The 19,998-nt window shown below is 62.8% G+C and carries 19 protein-coding genes and 1 riboswitch; of the genes, 6 read left to right on the top strand and 13 right to left on the bottom strand.

What is annotated here, in order from left to right:
- Positions 1-28: 28 nt before the first annotated feature.
- Positions 29-2,227 (bottom strand): TonB-dependent siderophore receptor, encoded by a 2,199-nt coding sequence (locus tag LB555_RS12845; protein WP_224683012.1) that lies wholly within the window; start codon positions 2,225-2,227, stop codon positions 29-31.
- 230 nt (positions 2,228-2,457) lie between these two features.
- Here LB555_RS12845 and LB555_RS12840 point away from each other — a divergent pair, with 230 nt between their 5' ends.
- Entirely contained in the window at positions 2,458-3,087 is a 630-nt protein-coding gene (locus LB555_RS12840; RefSeq protein WP_015314350.1) for an alpha-ketoglutarate-dependent dioxygenase AlkB family protein, read from the top strand.
- Between the two features lie 54 nt (positions 3,088-3,141).
- Here LB555_RS12840 and LB555_RS12835 read toward each other — a convergent pair whose 3' ends face one another.
- The 7 genes from LB555_RS12835 to LB555_RS12805 all read right to left on the bottom strand — a co-directional run bounded on the left by LB555_RS12835 (position 3,142) and on the right by LB555_RS12805 (position 10,134).
- Complete coding sequence (locus tag LB555_RS12835) at positions 3,142-4,626, bottom strand: nucleotidyltransferase family protein (RefSeq protein WP_224683011.1); 1,485 nt, start codon at positions 4,624-4,626, stop codon at positions 3,142-3,144.
- A complete protein-coding gene (locus LB555_RS12830) occupies positions 4,626-5,303 on the bottom strand; it encodes a glycosyltransferase family 2 protein (protein ID WP_224683010.1) in 678 nt (225 codons plus the stop codon). Before LB555_RS12830 ends, LB555_RS12835 begins: the two co-directional genes overlap by 1 nt.
- 1 nt (position 5,304) lies before the next feature.
- Complete coding sequence (locus LB555_RS12825) at positions 5,305-6,057, bottom strand: glycosyltransferase family 2 protein (protein WP_015314347.1); 753 nt, start codon at positions 6,055-6,057, stop codon at positions 5,305-5,307.
- Positions 6,054-7,103: a serine kinase gene (locus tag LB555_RS12820; RefSeq protein ID WP_224683009.1), complete on the bottom strand. Its 1,050-nt coding sequence runs from the start codon at positions 7,101-7,103 to the stop codon at positions 6,054-6,056. Before LB555_RS12820 ends, LB555_RS12825 begins: the two co-directional genes overlap by 4 nt.
- A gap of 32 nt (positions 7,104-7,135) precedes the next feature.
- The gene (locus LB555_RS12815; protein ID WP_140615104.1) at positions 7,136-7,567 is read right to left on the bottom strand and encodes a PqqD family peptide modification chaperone; all 432 of its coding nucleotides are present in this window, start codon (positions 7,565-7,567) and stop codon (positions 7,136-7,138) included.
- A 141-nt stretch (positions 7,568-7,708) separates the two neighbouring features.
- A complete protein-coding gene (locus LB555_RS12810) occupies positions 7,709-8,809 on the bottom strand; it encodes a hybrid-cluster NAD(P)-dependent oxidoreductase (RefSeq protein WP_224683008.1) in 1,101 nt (366 codons plus the stop codon).
- A 77-nt stretch (positions 8,810-8,886) separates the two neighbouring features.
- Complete coding sequence (locus LB555_RS12805; protein ID WP_140711622.1) at positions 8,887-10,134, bottom strand: aromatic ring-hydroxylating oxygenase subunit alpha; 1,248 nt, start codon at positions 10,132-10,134, stop codon at positions 8,887-8,889.
- A 113-nt stretch (positions 10,135-10,247) separates the two neighbouring features.
- Positions 10,248-10,450, bottom strand: a riboswitch (cobalamin riboswitch).
- Positions 10,451-10,942: 492 nt separating this feature from the next.
- Here LB555_RS12805 and LB555_RS12800 point away from each other — a divergent pair.
- The 4 genes from LB555_RS12800 to LB555_RS12785 all read left to right on the top strand — a co-directional run bounded on the left by LB555_RS12800 (position 10,943) and on the right by LB555_RS12785 (position 12,014).
- A complete protein-coding gene (locus LB555_RS12800) occupies positions 10,943-11,143 on the top strand; it encodes a DUF680 domain-containing protein (RefSeq protein WP_015314343.1) in 201 nt (66 codons plus the stop codon).
- A gap of 69 nt (positions 11,144-11,212) precedes the next feature.
- The gene (locus LB555_RS12795; protein WP_015314342.1) at positions 11,213-11,419 is read left to right on the top strand and encodes a DUF680 domain-containing protein; all 207 of its coding nucleotides are present in this window, start codon (positions 11,213-11,215) and stop codon (positions 11,417-11,419) included.
- Positions 11,420-11,488: 69 nt separating this feature from the next.
- Positions 11,489-11,695, top strand: coding sequence for a DUF680 domain-containing protein (locus LB555_RS12790; RefSeq protein WP_015314342.1), 207 nt, complete (start codon positions 11,489-11,491; stop codon positions 11,693-11,695).
- Positions 11,696-11,765: 70 nt separating this feature from the next.
- On the top strand, positions 11,766-12,014 hold the full coding sequence (locus tag LB555_RS12785) for a DUF680 domain-containing protein (protein ID WP_015314341.1): 249 nt from the start codon (positions 11,766-11,768) through the stop codon (positions 12,012-12,014).
- A gap of 73 nt (positions 12,015-12,087) precedes the next feature.
- Here LB555_RS12785 and LB555_RS12780 read toward each other — a convergent pair whose 3' ends face one another.
- The 5 genes from LB555_RS12780 to LB555_RS12760 form a co-directional block, all read right to left on the bottom strand.
- A complete protein-coding gene (locus LB555_RS12780) occupies positions 12,088-13,200 on the bottom strand; it encodes an ABC transporter ATP-binding protein (RefSeq protein WP_015314340.1) in 1,113 nt (370 codons plus the stop codon).
- Positions 13,201-13,229: 29 nt separating this feature from the next.
- A complete protein-coding gene (locus tag LB555_RS12775) occupies positions 13,230-14,894 on the bottom strand; it encodes an alpha-glucosidase (RefSeq protein WP_224683007.1) in 1,665 nt (554 codons plus the stop codon).
- A 4-nt stretch (positions 14,895-14,898) separates the two neighbouring features.
- Complete coding sequence (locus LB555_RS12770; RefSeq protein ID WP_224683006.1) at positions 14,899-16,053, bottom strand: carbohydrate ABC transporter permease; 1,155 nt, start codon at positions 16,051-16,053, stop codon at positions 14,899-14,901.
- A 1-nt stretch (position 16,054) separates the two neighbouring features.
- Complete coding sequence (locus LB555_RS12765; RefSeq protein ID WP_015314337.1) at positions 16,055-17,068, bottom strand: carbohydrate ABC transporter permease; 1,014 nt, start codon at positions 17,066-17,068, stop codon at positions 16,055-16,057.
- 173 nt (positions 17,069-17,241) lie between these two features.
- Positions 17,242-18,597: an ABC transporter substrate-binding protein gene (locus tag LB555_RS12760; RefSeq protein WP_015314336.1), complete on the bottom strand. Its 1,356-nt coding sequence runs from the start codon at positions 18,595-18,597 to the stop codon at positions 17,242-17,244.
- A gap of 364 nt (positions 18,598-18,961) precedes the next feature.
- On the opposite strand from LB555_RS12760, the gene LB555_RS12755 reads away from it, so the two are divergent.
- A complete protein-coding gene (locus LB555_RS12755) occupies positions 18,962-19,984 on the top strand; it encodes a substrate-binding domain-containing protein (protein WP_224683005.1) in 1,023 nt (340 codons plus the stop codon).
- Positions 19,985-19,998 lie beyond the last annotated feature (14 nt).

The following is a 19,998-nucleotide window of genomic DNA, read 5'->3' as shown; positions in this document are numbered from 1 at the left end:
CGCGTCCGAAAGGCGCGCGGCGTTGCCTTTACCAGCGGCGCTTCAGCGAAGCCGTGATGTTGCGGCCCTGGCCCATGTAGCAATAACCGGAATTGCACACCGTCGCGCGGTCATCGGCAATGTTGCGGACGGCGAAAGCGGCCGAGACACCTTCATACCTCTTGTCGATGGCGCCGAAATCGTAGGACGCCGAGGCATCGAGATAGACGGCGGCATCGTTCTTGGCGGTGTTTGACGTGTCGGTATAGGTCGCGCTCTGCAGCCGCACGCCGGCTCCCACCGAAAGGCCGGGTGCCGCACTGCCCTCGTCGAATTTGTAGTTCGCCCAGAGGCTCGCGACATGTTCGGGGGTGACGGCGGGGACCTTGTCCAACTCCGTCGAGTCAGGGCCGGCGCCCGTGATCTCGGCATGGTTGTAGTTATAGGCCGCGATCACGTCGAGCCCGTCCATGACGGCCGCGCGGGCTTCCAGTTCAAAACCATTGCTGGTGACCTCGCCCAGTGAACGATAGGTGCCCGCATTGGGATCGACGACTACCGGCTTGTTCTTCTCGACCAGATGGTAGGCGACCGCGGACAGCAGGATATCCGTTCCCGGTGGCTGGTACTTGACCCCCACTTCGAACTGTTCGCCCTTCGTAGGCTGAAGAATGCCGCCGCCATCGGCCGAGCGGTTCGAGATCGGTTCGAATGACGTCGCGTAGCTGGCGAAGGGCGCGACGCCGCTATCGAACAGATAGAGGGCGCCGGCCTGCATGCTGAAGGCGTTCTTGTCCACCGCTTCGGAACCGCCCCCAAAATAGTCGCGCGTCTGCTCGACCCAGGTCTGGCGGCCACCGAGCGTGAAACGCCATTTGTCCAGTTCGACCTGATCCAGCGCATAGACGCCGGTCTGGCTCAGATCCGCGTCGGACGCAGAGAACGTGGTGTCCGGGGTCGGGCCGGAGAAACCGTAGGTCGGGTTGGCAATATCGAAATCGTAAGCCGGATCGGTCGGATCGAACCCATAGCCGAAGGAAGAGGTCAGGTCCGTGTAGTCGAGGCCGAGAAGCAACGTGTGGGCGAGCGCCCCGGTGTCGAACCTGGCCTCGACCTGGTTGTCGGCCTGGAAAACGTTCATTTCGTCGCGAATTGAGGTCGCATAACGATGCGCGACCGTACCTGTCCAACCGGAAACCGCGAGATAGCGCGACCTCAGGTCGAGATGGGAGTATCGTACATTCTGGCGCACCGTGATGCCGCCGTCGAAATCGTGCTCGAACTTGTAGCCGACCTGCTGCTGCCGGATCTTCTGATGGTCATAGTCGGGGTCGCTCTCGCGCAGGGTGTGGACCTTTCCCGACGGATCGGTGATCACGCCGACATTGGAATCGGTCTCGTCCGCCTGCACCAGCCCATAGATGGTGAAGGACGTCGCGGCGTCCGGATTCCAGGTGAACGACGGCTGCAGCAAATAGCGGTCGTCGGCGATGTCGAAATTGGTGTCGCCGTTTCGCGCCAGGCCGACGATCCTGTAGAGGAAATCGTCACTGCCCTTGGTGACCGGGCCGCCGAAATCGAAGGCGGCCTGCGCCCTGTCCTTCGTGCCATAAAGCAGTTCGACTTCCCTGATCCTGTCCTCGGTCGGCAGCTTGGGCACCTTGTTGACGATGCCTGCCGGCGTTCCCGCGCCGTAAAGCACCGATACCGGTCCCTTGATCACCTCGACGCGTTCGAGCGAATAGGGGTCGGTGCGGAACGTGCCGTAGTTGATATAGGGCTGGCGCAGGCCGTCCTTGTAGTCGCCGAGCGTGGTTGCGTCGTAGCCCCTGATATAGATCTGGTCGAATCGCGGGTCGAATCCGTAAGCGCCGGTGCTGACGCCTGAGGAATAGCGCACCGCCTCGATAATGTCCTGCGCGCCGCGCTCCTCGAGTTCCTTGCGTGTCACCACCGAGACGGAGCGGGGCGTTTCGATGAGGAGCGTGTCCGTCTTGGTCGCACCGGAGCTGCGCTTGGCAGCCACCGTCCTGTCGTCCTCACGGGACGTGTCGCCGCCGGCCTCGCCGCTGACCGTAATGGGCTCGAGCATGGTGGCGCCGCCCGATGCCTGGGTGCCTGCCTGCTGGGCGGAGGCTTGGTAGGCACCAGCCAGCGTCGCCAGGCATGTCGTGGCAAGCAGTCCTCGCCGCGACCAGATGCAGCCCCGTTCGATCGCGTTGAAGCCTTGAAGAAATGTCACTTCCATATCCCTCGCTCTCGTTGGCTGCCCGCGGCTTCGCTGGACGCGGAAGCTGAAAATTCTTGTGTCAACCGGTCCGGTTCTAAATCTTGACTATTTCTTTGTTCGTCAACCGCCATTTGGCCAAGACGAATTCGCTGCGGCCATCCCTCGTAAAAACCACGACCGCTTTCGGGTCGCCGTTTTCGTCTGGCGGTGGCATGCTGAGGCTCCGAACCATTCACATGAGCCAACCCATGCTCGTTCTGCCCAAAGGCATCCGTCACATGCCGGCCCATCTGTCCCGCGCCGTCCAGGAGACGCTGGTCGAGGAGGTGAGAAGCATTGTCCAGCAGGCGCCGCTGTTCGTGCCGGCCATGCCTCGGACCGGCAAGGAAATGAGCGTACGCATGACCAATTGCGGTCCGCTCGGCTGGGTCACCGACAAGGAACGCGGCTATCGCTACCAGCCGACGCATCCGTTGACCGGAGAGCCGTGGCCGCCTATCCCCGACAGTCTGCTCGATCTATGGCGTCAGGTCTCGGGCTATCCCAATCCACCGCAGGCCTGCCTGATCAATTTCTACACGCCGGAAGCGAAGATGGGCCTGCATCAGGATCGCGACGAGGCCGATTTCTCGGCACCCGTCGTCTCCGTCTCGCTGGGTGACGATTGCCTGTTCAGGGTCGGCCAGACAACCCGCGATGGCGCCACCAAATCGTTCAGGCTCAAAAGCGGCGATGTCGTCGTGCTTGGCGGCGAGGGCCGTCTTGCCTTCCATGGCGTCGACCGCATCTACCCTTCGACCTCGGCGCTGCTCAAGAACGGCGGCAGGATCAACCTGACGTTGCGGCGGGTGACGAAGCCCGACGAGGGCGCCGTATAGGCGAGGGTTCGCGCCCCGCACGGCGCCGCCGACCTTTAGGCGACCAGCGATAGTTCAGCGCAGCGGTGAAAAAATCGCCGAGACCAGATGGAAAGGCAATGCGCCGTAAGCGGCGACCGTCGCCTGATCGTCCCATTGGCGGAACTGCCGGGACGGCCGCGCTTCCAGCGTCAGGGCATGCTGTCGGCCATCGAACGTAACCTTGCCGCGAAAGCACAGCACCCGCTCTCCACCAGACCGGCTGATGGCCATCGCACGCAGACGCGCGACGTGGTCGTCGCCCACATTGATCTCCATTTCGATGCGGCGCCGGACCGGCGGGACGCTGATCCTGATCGTGATGTCCAGCATCATCTCCCCCGCCGTCGCAGGGCACGGTATGGTCTGCGAGAAGGCCAGGGGCGACTGTCCTTCCAGCGGCTCGCGAGGTGCCTGCCTGCCGCGCCATGCTCTGCCGCGCCACGCCCTGGCGGGCGGCTCCTGCCGCAGCCGACCGCTCTTGCGTCTCAGCCGCAACTGCTTGGCGAAGCCGCGCGACAGCCAGGTCAGCCTGCCGAAGTCGGTTCGCGGCTTGGCCTGCAGCACCGCCGACCAGCGTGCAAGGCCGGTGCGGTCGGCCATGTCCAGCACGCGCGCCAGCACCTTGTCAGGCACCGTCACGCCAACAGCGAGCGCAAGGTAGGAAAGCGCCACCGCCGCGGCAACGGCAAGGCCACGCCTGGCGACGACATCGAGGAACACGTCCCAGTCGACGCCGCCGGTGCGAATGGCCACCGCGCAATCGACCAGCCAATCGCTGTGGGTATGGGCATCGAGCCCGCCATGCGCGATGGCGAGCGCGATGCGATCCGCGGGCGACGGCACCAGCACGCCGACACCGCTGAATTCGGCCGTCGCCGCGCGCTGCCAGATCGCCTGGTCATCCTCGTCGCTTTGCTGCGAGCCGTCATAGGCAAGCTGGTGCAGATCGATATCGCCATAACTGCCCTTGAAAAAATTCATCGAGCGCAGCGACGCCAGCCTTGTCCTCAGATATTGGGGACTCACCCCGGTGGCGATCTGCCAGTCGCCGTCGCGCAGCACGCCGAATGCCGCCGGCATGTCCTGCGGCCGCACCAATATGTCGATGTCGTGCGCCACCCGGCCACGCTGCGCCGAGGCGTTCAAGGCAATGCGGCTGGCACCCTTGATCAGCATCACCAGGCAGCCGGAATCCGTCATCGCCTGCAGCGCCGGTTCGGCCTCGCGCATCGCCATGCGCGACTTGGTCCACAGCATCTTTTGCAGGCCGACAAGGCGCGGATAGGCGGATTGGCCGGCCAATTTCCGGCCGAACCGGTCGCAGATCGCGGCCAGCAGTCGATGTTCCCTGAAGGAGACGAGGTCGATGTCGTTCGCGCTTAGCCACTGCAAGGCGCAACCGGCAGCCGCGCCCTCATCGGCAAGAAGGGCGGCCTTGAGCAGTTGGTCGAGCCCGCCCGTCGGCCAGGACCAGCCATAGTCCGGGAAACGTCGGCTGATGCGGCGAATGCCCGCCATCAGCCCGCGCCGGCCTTGTTCCGGGCCCGTCGCAGCATGGCGAGCCGCGCCACTTCGAGATAGCCGCGGTCGCGCGCGGCATCGCGGCCATAGGACAGGCTGCCGGGCCTGATGCGGCGCAGCGCCAGCACCTCTTCCACCATGTCGAGGGCAAGGCCCGCCTCGCGTGCCCGCGCGATCCAGTCAATCATTTCGCCGCGGCCGCCCGGAGGATCGACGATTGGTCCGACGGTCTCGGCGACCTCGCGCCGGATCAGCATCGTGGTCCGCGACCAACCGGGTACGATCGCGTCCTCGGGTGCATCGGGCCGGTCATTGCGGAAGTTTCGCAAATGGCAAAAAACGCCCGACGTTGCGGGATGCCTTTCGAGATGCGCGAGCTGTGTTTCGGCCTTGCTCGGCAGCCACAGATCGTCGGCATCGAGCGTTGCAATGAGCGGCGTCGACAAGGCGGCGATGCCCCTTGTCGTGGCGCTCCCAGGTCCGGCATTTGCCTGGCGCAGCAATTGCAGCGGCAGGTCCGTTCCGCCGATCGCCGCCGCGAGATCGTCGCTGGATCCATCGTCGACGATCACCACCAGCTCAGGCCGCACTGTCTGCGCCGCGACCGATCGTAGCGTCTCGGCGATGGTGCCGCTGGCGTTGAAGGCCGGTATGACGACGCCATAGCTCCGCATGCTACATGAAGCGCCAGTTGGCGAGTTCTTTGACATCGAATATGCCTTCGATCCCGCGCAGTGAAGGGTCGGCCTTGCGCCGTTTCATCGATTTGTGGATGGCCCGCAAGAATTCCCGAAGGGATGTGTCGACCTGCTTCGTCATGTTGCCGGGATGACGTCGGTAGTAAAGCGATACGGTATCCGGCAGGACGAATCTGGGGCCGCTTTCAAAGGTGCGCAGCAGGTAGTCTGTGTCTTCAGCCTGGCCGAAGGCCTCATCGAAGCCGCCGATCCGTTCGATGAGCTTACGCGAGAAAATGCCCGACGACAGATGAATTCCCCGCACGGTCATGAAATGGCTGCCGGGGCAGGGTTCCAGCAGATCGTCGTCGATGTGTTCGACCATCATCATCAGGGAATAGGTAAGCTCCAGAGCGGGGTCGGCGTCAAAGCATGCGATATCGGCCTTGAATCGTCCCGCAGGCGAGACATCATCCGAATCGAGGAACGACACGAGCTCCGTTTCCGGCGTGAGCAGTCTGAGACCAGCGTTGCGGGCCCGGGTCACGCCCATGTTCTCTTGCCGGAAAAGACGAATGCAGGGGTTCTCGGCCATCATCGAACGCACGGCCTCCGGCGACCCGTCGGTCGAGCCGTCGTCGATCACGATGATGTCGAGATCGGCGGCATCTTGCTGCCGCACGAGCGAGCGCAGCGCCGAGACGACATAGCGCTCGCGATTGTACACAGGCATGATCACGCTGAGCTTCACCGGGCGCCTCGTGTCAGGAAATCCTCGATCGTGCGGGCGATCTCTGCCGGGTCGATGCCGAGGGACAAACGGAAGCACGGCAGGTGGCGCGTCAATTCGCTGAAGAAGCGAAAGCCGCTTTCGCGCTCGCCCGGCATCTGGGCGATGCCGGACGGCGCCAAGGCAATCATGGCATCCCTGCGCGACACCGGCATAATCGAACTTGCTCCGCCTCCGCTGATATGTGGCACCACCAGCGCGACGATGTCCAGCATGGCGGGCACCGGCCGAGGCGCGATATCATGAATATGGAACGTGTGCTTGCCTTGCCAGTTCAGCGGGCCTTGCGCCGTTAGCCGCTGCCGCAGGCCCAGCCGGGCGAAACCTTCCGTGTCCTGCTTCAACGTCGAAAAAAGGGGGCGCGCGGTCACGCCGTCGGTGAGATCGATCAGCACATAGTCGTCGCCGACACTGTCGAGCCCGTTAAGCAGGCCGGCGGCGACGGTCCCCGATTTCCCGGCCCCGCCCGAGCCGGCAAGCAGAATACCGTTGCCGTCGATGCCAAGCGTGCCGGCATGCGTCAGCCGCATGCCGCGCGCGGCATATTCCCAGTGCAGGAAGGCGCGCAGCGGTGCTCCCGGCTCCCAGGGCGGAAAGGCATCGGCCGAGGCCATCAGCTGCACGCCGACGCGGCGGTGCGGATCGTAGACCTGCCAGAAATCCAGGTCGTGGAAATGGTGCCCGCGCAAACCGGCTTCGGCGAGCCGTTTGGCAAAACCGTGCTCGGTGAAATGGGCATCGCCCCAGTGCGCCGGCTCCGGGATGCCGTCAATGCCGGGATGCGCGATGAAGATGCGACCCGTGGACGGTGCCGGCTGGTCATGCCCGGTCTCGACAAAACCATGGCCCAATGCATCGGCAAGCACGCCGTGACCGAGATGCACGGTCAGTTCAAGCCAGGGCAGGCGAACCTTTCGCATGGTCGGATAGCACGCGGCCGCGCCTTCAGCGGCGGCGATGAGATACCTGGCGTAATCCGGCAAGGTTTCGAGCGTGACGCGCGGCATCAATCGCCTTCCATCACGCTGCGGCCGCCCCGTCAGGAAGCCTGCTTGACCGCCGGCCAGCCGAGAGGTTCCTCGACCTCGTGGATGGGATCAACGACGATCAGGTCGGCGAGGTCGTCGTGAATGCTCACATTGAGCGGCTCGTTCGTGGCGGCAAGCTCGGCAGGCAAATCGCCCGGCAAAGGCTGCGCCGCCGCGTCCAAGCGCACCAGCAAACCCAATTCGAGCAATTGCGATATGAAGCGTTCGAGTTCGGCTTGGCCTATTGTCGAGCCGCCGGCGCTCAGCCCGACCAGAGCCTGGGCGTCCGCGCCGGATGAAAGCGCCTGCCATACCTTGCTGCCGGAATCGGAAAAGCCGAAATATTTGCCATTGGCAAGATTGAGCACCACGGCCTCGCCATCGAAAGATTCGAAAACGATATCCCGGCTCGCTACCGCATAGGCGTGGGAGTCATGCGTCATTGTTGCCCCGTCCTGCATTTCCTGCCCGCCAGCAGGACCGCTTCCACCAACAACGCCTGTAAACTTTCAGGTCTTCCTTGGCAAGGTAACCTTTGCCGGCAACGCGGGACCATTTCCGGGTTCAGTCGAAAGCCGGGCGGATCAAGCCTCGATTTCAAGCGGCGACAATGGCTTGGAACAACAGGCCAGGATGAAGCCATCATCGATCTCATGATCGAGGATGCCGCCATTGTGGCTCATCTCGACGCTGCCGGAGACTTTCTTCACTTTGCAAGTTCCGCACAGGCCGAATTCGCAGGCGGCCGGTATTCGCACACCCGAGGCGCGCGCCGTCTGCAGCACGGTCTGGCCGGCGACACAATCGGCGTCGACATCCGAAAGCGCGAAGCGGATCGGCGTCGCGGCTTGGACGCAAATCGCCGCGCCGTCTTCAGCCGGCGAGGCAAACGGCGCCGGGATTTCCTCCATCGCCGGCGCGGCAAAGCTCTCCTGATGGTATTTTGCCATGTCGAACCCGGCGGCCTCCAGCATGCCGCGCACGGCGCGCATGAAAGGGTCGGGGCCGCAGCAGAAGATTTCGCGTTCGCGGAAATCGGGCGCCAGGAGCGGCAGCCGGATGGCGTCGATGCGGCCCATATGGCCGTACCAGCCCTCGCGGCTCGACCGCTCCTCGATCATGAAGCCGAGCGACAGGCCCGGCATATGGCCGCCGAGCAGTTCGAGTTCCTTGCGAAAGATGATCTCTTCCGGGCGCCGCGCGCAATTGACGAAGCCGACATCGGTCCATGGCGCGCAGTCGTTCAGCCAGCGCAGCATCGACATCATCGGCGTCACGCCCGAACCGGCCGAGATGAACAGGTATTTCGCCGCCGGGTGGCTGTGCAGCGAAAAGCCGCCGCCCGGTCCATAGGCCTTGACGTGCGAGCCGGGCGTCAGGTGATCGAACATCCAGCGTGTGCCGACGCTGCCCGCCTGCGCCTTCACCGTCACCGCGATCGAGAATGGCCGTGACGGCGATGATGACAGCGTGTAGGTGCGCATCAGCGGGCCGTCCGGTGTCGGCAATTCCAGCGTCACGAACTGGCCCGGCTTGTAGCGGAACCAGGTCTGGTTGTCGGAGCGGAAGGTGAAGGTCTTGACGTCGGGCGCCTCGTCGCTGACGCCGGTTACTTCCAGCACCTGCAGCCTGTCGTTCCACGGCGCCATCTGGTCGAGGTGGCGATAGAGCCCAAGATCAGTCATGGCGTTCATCCCTGCATACCTTTCATTTTGGGCGTGTCGTGATCCCAAAGCCGCTGCACAGTTTTGGCCGACATGCGCTAGGCGACACTGCGCAGAGCAGGCCGGCCGTCTTCGGAAAGCCGTGGGCCGATAAAGCGCGCGTACCAGTCGACGAACTGGATGACGCCGCCCTCGTGCAGCTCCGAATAGGGACCGGGCTCGTAGGCCGGCGACAGGATGCCGAAGGCGTTTTCCTCGACGATGCGGCGGTCCTGGTCGTTGGTCTCGGTCCAGACATGGGTGAGTTCGGCGAGATCGTAGTCGACGCCTTCCACGGCATCCTTGTGGACCAGCCATTTGGTCGTAACCGCTGTTTCCGTGGCGCTGACCGGCAACACGCGGAACGTCACCGCATGATCCACGAGGATATGGTTCCAGGTTGTCGGGTAGTGATAGTGCATCAGCGTGCCGATCCGGTCGGCCGAGACGCTGTCGGACAGGTTCTTCTTCACCGCCCGCTTGCCGGTCATCGTGTAGCTCTGGGCATCGCGCAGCAGCGGCGCGCGGGTGGCGCGGTATTGTCCAGCCGGGTCGATGCGAAACTTGCTGGGCAGGCCAACAGCTTCGCACCTCGCCCAGTGGGCCAGCATCTCCGGATCGCTGTCGGCGCCTTGCACGCCGGTCACGGTCGGCGCTTCCGGGAAGGTCTTGCACAGCTCAGGATGATTGCCCGCGCAATGGTAGCATTCGCGGTTGTTTTCCCAGACCAGCTTCCAGTTGCCCTTCTCGATGATCGTGCTCTCGAAGGCGATCTTGGCCTCGCTCAGCCGGTGCGGCAGGAGATAGGGCTCGATCATCGCCCGCATCGGCGCGAAGTCGGCGGGCTCCTTGGCCAGGCAGATGAAGACATAGCCGGCGACGCTTTCGCAGGCGACCGGCTTGAGCCCGAACTGGCTCTTGTCGAACCCATCGGCCATCTGGCGGGCGAACAGCAGCCGGCCGTCGAGTTCGTAGGTCCACTGGTGATAGGGACACACCAGTTTGGCGGCCATACCCTTCTCGGTGTTGCAGACGCGGCTGCCGCGATGGCGGCAGGAATTGTGGAAAGCGTTGATCTTGCCCTGCTGATCGCGCACCAGCACGACCGGATAATCGCCGATCTGCACGGTGATGAAGCTGCCCGGCTTGGGCAACTCGCAATCATGGCCGATGAAAAGCCAGTCGCGATACCAGATCAGTTCCATGTCAAGCTTGAAGTAGTCCGGGTCGGTATAGAAGGGCTGTTCCAGCGAAAGGCCCTGTCTGCGGCCGTTCAAAAGCCTCAGCATGTCGTTGCGCGCGTCCATGTCCTGTCCTCATTTTTCAAGGACTGAACTGGTGGTGATGGAGGAAGGACTGGGCGCAAGCCGGCGAAAGCCGGACAACACCATCCGCCCCTTGACCGCCCACCGCGATCAGTCGAGTTCTAGCGATCTCGGGCTGGTTTCCGGGCTCTGGAGTTGTCCTGGCGGACCATCGCGACACCTTCCCAGGCTTTCGCCCAGTGGTCTCCCGTTGCGACTTGAACTCCACCACCGTTGCGGGGGCAGCGCCGGAATCTGACCGGCTTCCCAATTCTCCGCTCCGTCGTCACGCAGCGGCACCTGAGATCGCTCGATCTAATCACGACAGGGTTTGCGACATCGGCACGAAAGCGACATCGCATCCATGCGGCGCGACACGTACGCGGGATCGTCCCGGCGCGGTTGCAGCGGGGGAATCGCCTCTTCTCGCCAGGCGCGCGGGCACCGTTTTCGACCCTCAGCCGGGCCGGAAAAGGGTTAATGGTTTCGAAAAGTGACTATTAGCAGAGTCTAAAATCGAACCGAACGGTTCGTTTCTGTTGACGGTGCGTGCAGGACGGTGTGAACGCCCAGCCTTCCGACACAGTTGGTGATCGGGCCGTGATCTTATGCAAGTATTTGATATCAAATGGAAAAATAAGACATGTAGAAGGCGTTGGTACAATTTCAAGTGGTGGAGTCATGGTCCACGCTGAACAACTTCGTGATTGGAAACGGCAAGGGGGCTCTCCCACATCGGGGCTGTCCGAACGACGCGATTTAATCCCAAGACACGCCGCTAGACGGACGGGAAAAATACTGGAGTACAAAAATGAAAAAGATCATTCTCACTGCCGCCGCCCTTCTGGCTATTTCCGGCAGCGCCTTCGCTAGCAGCGACCATTATGGTTCGAACGCCGCGACCCCCACGGCCACTGTCGACAGCTCCTACACCGCTTCGACCAAGAAGTCGGAGCCGGCTGCCCAGACGCCTGTGACGGGCGCCGACCACAACCTCTTCGGCAACAATTAATAGCGATCCCCGGCACGCGGCGGGTGACCCTGCCGCGCTGGTGGACCCTACAAATTCAGGAGTATTAAAATGAACAAGATCCTCATTGCTGCCGCTGCCGTTCTGGCTCTCTCCGGCAGCGCTTTCGCCGGCAGCGACAACTATGGTTCCAACGGCGCCAACCAGGCTGCTGCCGCTTCGACCGACAATTCGAACACCGCGTCGATCGGCAAGTCGGCTCCGGCCACCTCGGCGCCTGTCCAGCAGGGCAGCGACCGCAACCTCTTCGGCCATTAACGGCCATCCCACGGCCGGTGGGCTCTGGCCCGCCGGCAGCCGGACTTCCAAAATTCAGGAGTACCTAACATGAACAAGATCCTTATTGCTGCCGCCGCCGTTCTGGCCCTTTCTGGCAGCGCTTTCGCCGGCAGCGACAACTATGGCTCCAACGGCGCCAATCAGGCTGCTGCCGCTTCGACCGACAATTCGAATACCGCGTCGATCGGCAAGTCGGCTCCGGCCACCTCGGCGCCTGTCCAGCAGGGCAGCGACCGCAACCTCTTCGGCCACTAATGGCCATCCCACGGCCGGTAGGCTTTTGTCCGCCGGTCTGCGGGACTTCCAAAATTCAGGAGTACCTAAAATGAACAAGATCCTCATTGCCGCCGCCGCCGTTCTGGCCGTCTCCGGCAGCGCCTTCGCCGGCAGCGACAATTATGGCTCCAACGGCGTCAACCAGCCCACTGCTTCGTCGACTGTCAATGTCGATACGTCGCATACAGGTGCGATCCGCAACAGCGATTCGCCTGTCTACAAGCTGCTCAACTCGTCCGGCGACGTGCAGAAGCCGGCCCATCAGGGTGCCGATCGCAATCTCTTCGGCAACAACTAACCAGCCTGTGCAGACAACAAGAGCGGCGGGCCAGGCCCGCCGCTCTTGTTCTTTCATTACCGGACGGCCGTCTTCAGGCCGCCTTTGCTTCCGCTTCGTGGAGGGCAAAGGAGCGACCATCCGCATCGAAGATATGGAGATCGCCGGCATTGGCGGTCAGCCGCAGCGTCGAGCCGCGCTTGACCTCGACATTGCCCGGCAGCTTGGTCACCAGCGGCAGGTCGGCCCGGCCGATATCGACATAGACCAGCTGGACCTCGCCAAGCTGTTCGAGATAATCGACGGTCCCCTCGAACAGATAATCCGCACCGCTGGCGATCGCGAGATCTTCCGGCCGTACGCCGAAGCTGACCGCCGCTCCCTTTGCCGAAGCAGGTGTCGCGATCGGCACCGTCGCCTTGCGGCCGCCGACATGGCTGACGATGGTCGGATTGCCCGTCTTGTCGACCGTCGCCGGCAGGATGTTCATGGCCGGCGAGCCGATGAACTGGGCGACGAAGAGGTTGCCGGGGTTCTTGTAGAGTTCCATGGGCGTGCCGACCTGCTCGATGTGCCCGTCCTTCAGCACGACAATGCGGTCGGCCAGCGTCATCGCCTCGACCTGGTCGTGCGTGACGTAGATCATGGTCGTGTTGGGCATCGATTCCTTGAGCTTGGCGATCTCGATGCGCGTCGCAACGCGCAATGCGGCGTCAAGGTTCGACAGCGGTTCGTCGAACAGGAACACCTTCGGATTGCGCACGATGGCGCGGCCGATGGCGACGCGCTGCCGCTGGCCGCCCGACATCGCCTTGGGCAGACGGTCGAGATATTTGGTCAGCTGCAGGATCTCGGCGGCTTGCCGAACCCTTTTGTCGATCTCGGCCTTGCTTTCCCCACCGATCTTCATCGAGAAGGCCATGTTGTCGTAGACGGTCATGTGCGGGTAGAGGGCATAGGACTGGAACACCATGGCGATGCCGCGCTTCGAGGGTGGCACGTCGTTGACCACGTGGCCGTCGATCTTGAGTTCACCCGACGTGATTTCCTCGAGCCCGGCGATCGAGCGCAGCAAGGTCGACTTGCCGCAGCCCGACGGGCCGACGAAGACGATGAACTCGCCCGATTTGATGTCGAGGTCGATGCCGTGGAGAATGTTAAGATTGCCATAGGACTTCTTCACTTGTCTCAAATTGACATCGGCCATTGGTTTCCTCCAGTGATTCCTCGGATGTTTCAGCCTATGCGTCCGAACCAGGCGCCATAGCCGCCGAGCTCAACCGACCCGGTGCTCGCCTGCCCGGAGAGCCCGTGTCCCGGCAAAGGTTGCAGGGTTCGGTTGCCGAGGTCAACCTTCGCCGGCCTTGCGCCCAGATTGAAGACGCAGACGATCTCCTCATTGCCCGACCGGCGGGTGAAGGCGACGGTGTCGCCCTGGCTTTCGATGAAGGCGATGTCCCCCTTGGCCAGTGCCGGATGAGCGCGGCGGAAAGAAAGAAAGCGCCGGTAATGCTCAAGCAGGGAGGTTTCGTCGCCTTGCTGCACGTTGACCGCCTGCGGCAGATGCTCGGCCGGTACCGGCAACCAGGGTTTTGCCTGGGAGAAGCCGCCATTCCTTGCATTGCCATCCCACACCATGGGCGTGCGGCAGCCGTCGCGGCCCTTGAATTCAGGCCAGAAACGGATGCCGTAGGGATCCTGCAGATCCTCGAAGCGCAGGTCGGCCTCGCCGAGGCCGAGTTCTTCGCCCTGGTAGATGCAGACCGAACCGCGCAGCGACATCAGCAATGCCGAGATGACCTTGAGATAGGCCGACGGGTCCGCCTCGTCGGCGGCCCAGCGCGAGGCCGGTCGCATCACGTCATGGTTGGAAAACGCCCAGCACGACCAGCCGTCGCTGGCCACCCGGCCAAAAGCTTCCAGCACCGAGCGGACCTTGGCGGCACTGATCTTTTCCGGCGCCAGGAAGTCGAAGGAATAGCACATGTGCACGCGCTTGCCGCCGGCGGTATAGGCGGCGACCACGTCCAGCCCGCGTTGCGAATCGCCGACTTCGCCGACCGCTGCGGTCGCCGTGTACTCGTCGAGCAGCGCGCGGAAGCGCTCGAGGAAGGCGAGGTTTTCCGGTCGGCTTTTGTCGTAGATATGGTCCTGGTAGTTGTAGGGATTGACCGCCGGCGCCGTCTGGTCGTTGCGCTGTTCCGGCGGCAGCGGCGGGTTGTTTTCCAGCCCCTGGCTGTGGAAGTAAAAATTGATGGTGTCGAGGCGAAAGCCGTCGACGCCGCGTTCCAGCCAGAAGCGGGTGACGTCGAGCAGCGCGTCCTGGACTTCGCGGTTGTGGAAATTGAGGTCGGGCTGCTCGGCCAGGAAATTGTGCAGGTAGTATTGCTGGCGGCTGGTGTCCCATTGCCAGGCCGAGCCGCCAAAGATCGACAGCCAGTTGTTGGGCGGCGTGCCATCGGGTCTTGCATCCGCCCAGACATACCAGTCGGCCTTGGGATTGGTGCGGCTCGAGCGGCTTTCCTTGAACCAAGGGTGGATATCGGCGGTATGCGACAGCACCTCGTCGATCATCACCTTGAGGCCCAGTCGGTGCGCCTCCGCCGTCAGCGCATCGAAATCCGCCAGCGTACCGAACATCGGGTCGACGTCACAATAATCCGAGACGTCATAGCCGAAATCCTTCATTGGCGATTTGAAGAAAGGCGAGATCCAGATGGCGTCCGCGCCAAGGGCGGCAATGTAGGGCAGCCTGCCGATGATGCCCTTGAGGTCGCCGATGCCGTCGCCATTGGAATCCTGATAGCTGCGCGGATAGATCTGGTAGATCACCGCGCCCCGCCACCAGTCGCGGTCGATGGCGGGGTCTGGTTTCGAAGTCGCCTTCAAAGCCGATTGCATGGTCTCAACCTCCTTTCACCGAGCCGGCCAGCAGCCCGCGGACGAAATAACGCTGCAGCGAGAAGAAGACGATCAGCGGCACGATGATGGTGATGAAGGCCGATGTCGTCAGGATCTCCCAGTTACCGCCACGCGAGCCAAGCAGAGCATTGAGCTTGGCCGTCAGCACGATCTGATCGGGCGCCGTTCCGAGGAAAACCATTGCCACCAGGAGATCGTTCCATACCCACAGGAATTGGAAGATGGCGAAGGAGGCAAGCACCGGGAAGGACAGCGGCAGCACGATCTTGACGAAGATCTCGAAATCGCTGGCGCCGTCGATGCGCGCCGATTCCATGATCTCGCGCGGCAGGCCGGCAATATAGCTTCGCAAGAGGTAGATGGCGAAGGGCAGTCCGAAGCCGGTATGCGCCAGCCAGATGCCGAGGTAGGTCTTGGACGGCACGCCGAAGAACGTGCCGACGCCATTGTAGAGCTTCAGCAGTGGAATGAGCGACATCTGCAGCGGCACCACCAGCAAGCCGATGACGACGGCGATCAGGAGCGCGCGGCCTGGAAAGCGCATCCAGGCCAGTGCGTAAGCCGCAAAGGCCGCGATCAGGATCGGGATGACGGTCGCCGGGATGGTGACCGTTAGCGAATTCATGAAGGAGCGGCCGATGCCTTCGGAAAACAGCACGGTCTGATAATTGTCGGTGGTGAATTTCGGCGGCGCCGACGAAGCGTAGTAGACGCGCTGGCCCCTGTCGCCCTCGAACGCCTTTGGCGAGGCCATGACGAAGCTGCCGTCGGCGTTGATCTGGAGGGTCACGCCGTCACCGAGATCGGCTGATGTGCCGGCAGGATACTGCGTCGGTGCCGCCGCCTTGACGCCGAAGGCGCTTATCGCGCGCTTGGCCCCGTCGCCGAAGATGTTGCCCTGGAGAACGAACTTGCCGTCCTTTTCTACCTGTGTGGAGGCGGCCGGCAGTCGCCCGGCTTCCGTCTGGCTGGAACTGGCGAAGGAATTCCACCAACCCGAGGCGATGATCTGGTCCTTGTCGCGCAGCGACGAGACGAGGATGCCGAGCGTCGGGATGGTCCAGATCAGCACGAAGACGAGCACTGCGATATGGACGCCGAAACGGCTGGCGAAGGAATTTCCGGTCGCGACGGCCATCTCAGTGCCCTCCCGTCTCTTTGTTGGCCTGGCGGATGTTCCAGACCATGATCGGAATGACGGCAATCATGATGATGATGGCTATGGTCGCGCCGCGGCCGAAATCGCCGCCGCCGCGGAACATCCAGTCGAACATCAGATTGGCCAGCACCTGGCTGTTCCATTGACCGTTGGTCATGGTCAGGACGATGTCGAACACTTTCAGCACCAGGATGGTGATGGTGGTCCATACCACCGCGATGGTGCCCCAGATCTGTGGCACCATGATCTTCCAGAAGATCTGGAACGGATTGGCGCCGTCTATGACCGCGGCTTCCAGTGTTTCTTCGGGGATGCCGCGCAGCGCCGAGGACAGGATGACCATGGCGAAGCCGGTCTGGATCCAGATCAGGATGACCATCAGGAAGAAGTTGTTCCAGAACGGCAGCGATATCCAGACCTGCGGCTGGCCGCCGAAATACTGGATGATGGCGTTGAGCAGGCCGATCTGGATCTGGCCCTGGCCACGATACTCGTAGATGAACTTCCAGATCACGCTGGCGCCGACGAAGGAGATGGCCAGCGGCAGGAAGATCAGGCTCTTGGCGATCGTTCCCCACCATATTTTGTCGGTGAGCACGGCGATGATCAGGCCGAGGAAGGTGCAGGCCGCCGGCACCACCGCCAGCCACAATATGTTGTTGCGGATGGCGTTTCGCAGATCCGGATCGCGCAGCGCCCATTCATAGTTGGCGAATCCCACGAAACTCGTGCCGCCGCGATCGAAGAAGGACAGCCACAGCGTCGCGATCACCGGATAGACCAGGTAGATGGTCAGGATGATCAGCGCCGGACCCACGAACAACCAGGGCCGCACCAATCCCTGCCGGCGCAGATTGTTGACGGCGGCCGTTCCGGACACCCCGCGCGCGGGGAAGATCAGGTCAAGCAGTTTGTTGGCGCCCCAGAAATAGGCGACGCAGCCGCCGACGCCGATGATGATGACGAATATTGCCGAGAAAATCTGAGCCGCCATGGGTCCCTCTCCCTGCGCGTGACCGGCCAGCGATGCTGGCGACCAATGCGCCGACTTTCAGTTATTCGGAACAATCGAAACGCGAAGCTTCCGGCGTGCCCCGCCGGTCGGATCCGGGCCGTAGCCCGGATCCAGCAGCAAGATGAGGAAAGATCAGGTCGCGCCGGAGCGGCCTATTTGATGGCGTCCCAGCTCTTCTGGATGTCGGTGGCGACGTCCTGGGCGGACTTGCCGCCGACCAGGTCGATCATGCCAGTCCAGAACGAGCCGGCGCCGACCTTGCCGGGCATCAGGTCGGAGCCGTCGAAGCGCACCGTCGTGGCGCCGACCAGGATCTCGCCCTGCTTCTTCAGCGCATCGCTGCCATAGGCGTCCTTGTTGGCCCCCTTGAAGGGTGTGACGAAGCTCTTCTGTGCCATCCACAATTCATGCGCGAGCGGCATCTGCAGGAACTTGATGAATTCGCGCGATGCCTTGGAATCCTTGGTGATCATCACCAGCGTTCCGGCGACTTCCAGCGGCGTCCCGAGTTCCGGCTTGGCGGCGTAGGGCGGGTAGGGGAAGAAGTCCGCATCCTGGCCAAGCTTCACGCCCTCCGGGAAGAAGGAGGGGATGAACGATGCCTGATGGTGCATGTAGCACTTCGGCGGTACGGTAAAGAGGCCCTTCGGGCTGTCGCGGAAGTCGGTCGCCGCGACCGCCTTGGCGCCGCCGTCGACCATCTTGTCGTCGGTGGCGATCTTGCCGAAGATGTCGATGGCGTTGACCACGGCCGGGTCGTTGAACGGAATCTCGTTCTTCACCCACTTGTCGTAGACTTCGGGAGTCTGCGTGCGCAGCATGATGTCCTCGACCCAGTCGGTCGCCGGCCAGCCCGTCGCGCCGCCCGAACCAAGCCCGATGCACCACGGCTTGCCGCCATCGGCGATGATCTTCTTCTCGAGTTCGGCAAGTTCTTCCTGCGTCTTCGGCACCTTGTAGCCGGCTTCCTCGAAATTGTCGGGCGAGTACCAGACCAGCCCCTTCACGTCGATCTTGTAGGGAAAGGCATAGAAGCCTGGCTTGCCGTCCTTGCCGTTGTAAGTGCCGAGCTTGGCCCAGGAGTCGCCGGCGGCGTAATTCTCCTTGACCCAGGCTGCGACGTCGTCGCCGAGCGGGGTCAGCACGCCCTTGGAAGCGAGGTCCTGGATGAGGCCCGGCTGCGGCAGGACGGCGATGTTGGGCGGGCTGCCGGCCTGGGTGTCGATGACGATCTGCTGCTCGTAATTCTCGGACGAGGAATATTTGACCTCTGCGCCGGTGGCTTCGGAGAAATAATCGAGTACTGACCGGACAAGCGTCTCGTCCTCGCCACGCCACGGTCCGAAGATGGTCAGGGTCTCGCCCTTGAGGTCGACTTTCTTGAGATCCTCGTAATTCGCCCAGTTGAAGCGCTTGTCCTCGCCCGGCTTGAACTTCAGTTCGGCATGCGCGGGCGCGCTCAGGGCGAATGCGGCAGACGCAACACCCAGCAAAAGCATTTTCTTCATCGGTATTCCTCCCAGTGGATCATACACACCGGACGGAACCTCCATTCCGCCCGCCGACGCCGCAGGACTGTGACTCAGTCGCAAGGGAACCGCAACCTTTCGAACAGTCTTCCAAACCGCTTTGGCTTTGTTGATCTCGCCACTGAATCGGGCGGGTGTCAAGGGGAAGCAGGAACTAATCGATTTAGTCGCCGTCTGCCAGGGTCCAAAAATTTGCACCGCAACATGCTTTTTCGGCACTGCAGCAGCAATTTTCGTTTCAAACCGGGCCCCGGCACGCTTATGGTCCATGTGGAGTTGGCCACGCCCTTGTGGCGTTTGGGTCGATTCAATTTAAAAGCGCTTTGAGGCAGGGAGGCCTCTCGTGAACCTCAAGCAACTCGCGCATATGCTGGCGCTTTCCCAGACCACGGTAAGCCGGGCGCTGAACGGCTATCCCGAAGTCAACGAGGAAACCCGCAGGCGTGTCGTGGACGCAGCCAAGCGCCACGGCTATCGCCCCAATCCGAGTGCGCGCCGGCTGGCCACGGGTAAGTCCGGAATGATCGGCTATGTCCTGCCGACGGGTGCAGCCGTCGACATCGATCCCCATTTCGTCGAATTCCTGTCCGGTCTTGGCGACTATGCCCGCTCGCACGAGCTCGACCTTGTCCTGTCACCGACCGATGCCGATGACCAGGAAACGACCTACCGCCGCATCGTCGCCAACCGGCAGGTCGATGCCGTCTACATCTCTTCGCCGAGGCCGCACGACAGGCGCGTGGCGCTGGTCAACACGCTCGGCATTCCTTTCATCGTCCATGGCCGCAGCGAGGGCCTGAATTTCGACTATCCCTTTCTCGACATCGACAATGAAGGCGCCTTCCACGAAGCCGCGCGGCTGCTCGTCCAACTCGGCCACCGGCGGCTGGCGCTGATCAATGGCGACGACCGCGAGACCTTTGCCATCCACCGCGAGCGCGGCCTGCGCCGGGCGCTGGCCGCCAGTGGCCTGGCATTGGACGATCGCCATGTCTGCTCGCTCGTCATGACCGAGGAGAACGGCTATCGCGCCGCCCGGCGCCTGCTCGAACAGGAAGGCGCGCCGACGGCAATCGCCTGTTCCAGCCTGATCATGGCGCTCGGTGTCGTGCGCGCGGTGCGCGACCTTGGCCTCAGCATTCCCGGCGACGTCTCGCTGATTGCCCATGACGACGTTTTTCCCTGGCTGAAGCCGGAGAATTTTTCCGTGCCGCTGTCCACGACGCGCTCGTCGATCCGGCTGGCGGGCGCACGCATCGCCGAGCGGCTGGCGGCGCGGATATCGGGACTGGAGGAGGGCGCGCGCGGCGAGGCCTGGCCGGTCGACCTGGTGGTCAGGGGATCGGTCGCCGGCGCGCCGGCCTGACCACTCGCCAGCGG

Source organism: Mesorhizobium sp. BR-1-1-10, from assembly GCF_020165595.1.
GTDB classification, from domain to species: Bacteria; Pseudomonadota; Alphaproteobacteria; order Rhizobiales; family Rhizobiaceae; genus Mesorhizobium; species Mesorhizobium australicum.
This window is presented reverse-complemented; position numbering and strand designations above follow the sequence as displayed.

What these genes read in the sequence shown, in the direction of transcription:
- LB555_RS12810 (WP_224683008.1), bottom strand. Translation starts at nt 8,809, where the DNA reads ATGACTGATCTTGGGCTCTATCGCCACCTCGACCAGATGGCGCCGTGG.
- LB555_RS12780 (WP_015314340.1), bottom strand. Translation starts at nt 13,200, where the DNA reads ATGGCCGATGTCAATTTGAGACAAGTGAAGAAGTCCTATGGCAATCTT.
- LB555_RS12760 (WP_015314336.1), bottom strand. Translation starts at nt 18,597, where the DNA reads ATGAAGAAAATGCTTTTGCTGGGTGTTGCGTCTGCCGCATTCGCCCTG.
- LB555_RS12805 (WP_140711622.1), bottom strand. Translation starts at nt 10,134, where the DNA reads ATGGACGCGCGCAACGACATGCTGAGGCTTTTGAACGGCCGCAGACAG.
- LB555_RS12765 (WP_015314337.1), bottom strand. Translation starts at nt 17,068, where the DNA reads ATGGCGGCTCAGATTTTCTCGGCAATATTCGTCATCATCATCGGCGTC.
- LB555_RS12845 (WP_224683012.1), bottom strand. Translation starts at nt 2,227, where the DNA reads ATGGAAGTGACATTTCTTCAAGGCTTCAACGCGATCGAACGGGGCTGC.
- LB555_RS12795 (WP_015314342.1), top strand. Translation starts at nt 11,213, where the DNA reads ATGAACAAGATCCTCATTGCTGCCGCTGCCGTTCTGGCTCTCTCCGGC.
- LB555_RS12820 (WP_224683009.1), bottom strand. Translation starts at nt 7,103, where the DNA reads ATGCCGCGCGTCACGCTCGAAACCTTGCCGGATTACGCCAGGTATCTC.
- LB555_RS12840 (WP_015314350.1), top strand. Translation starts at nt 2,458, where the DNA reads ATGCTCGTTCTGCCCAAAGGCATCCGTCACATGCCGGCCCATCTGTCC.
- LB555_RS12770 (WP_224683006.1), bottom strand. Translation starts at nt 16,053, where the DNA reads ATGGCCGTCGCGACCGGAAATTCCTTCGCCAGCCGTTTCGGCGTCCAT.
- LB555_RS12785 (WP_015314341.1), top strand. Translation starts at nt 11,766, where the DNA reads ATGAACAAGATCCTCATTGCCGCCGCCGCCGTTCTGGCCGTCTCCGGC.
- LB555_RS12835 (WP_224683011.1), bottom strand. Translation starts at nt 4,626, where the DNA reads ATGGCGGGCATTCGCCGCATCAGCCGACGTTTCCCGGACTATGGCTGG.
- LB555_RS12775 (WP_224683007.1), bottom strand. Translation starts at nt 14,894, where the DNA reads ATGCAATCGGCTTTGAAGGCGACTTCGAAACCAGACCCCGCCATCGAC.
- LB555_RS12830 (WP_224683010.1), bottom strand. Translation starts at nt 5,303, where the DNA reads ATGCGGAGCTATGGCGTCGTCATACCGGCCTTCAACGCCAGCGGCACC.
- LB555_RS12790 (WP_015314342.1), top strand. Translation starts at nt 11,489, where the DNA reads ATGAACAAGATCCTTATTGCTGCCGCCGCCGTTCTGGCCCTTTCTGGC.
- LB555_RS12815 (WP_140615104.1), bottom strand. Translation starts at nt 7,567, where the DNA reads ATGACGCATGACTCCCACGCCTATGCGGTAGCGAGCCGGGATATCGTT.
- LB555_RS12800 (WP_015314343.1), top strand. Translation starts at nt 10,943, where the DNA reads ATGAAAAAGATCATTCTCACTGCCGCCGCCCTTCTGGCTATTTCCGGC.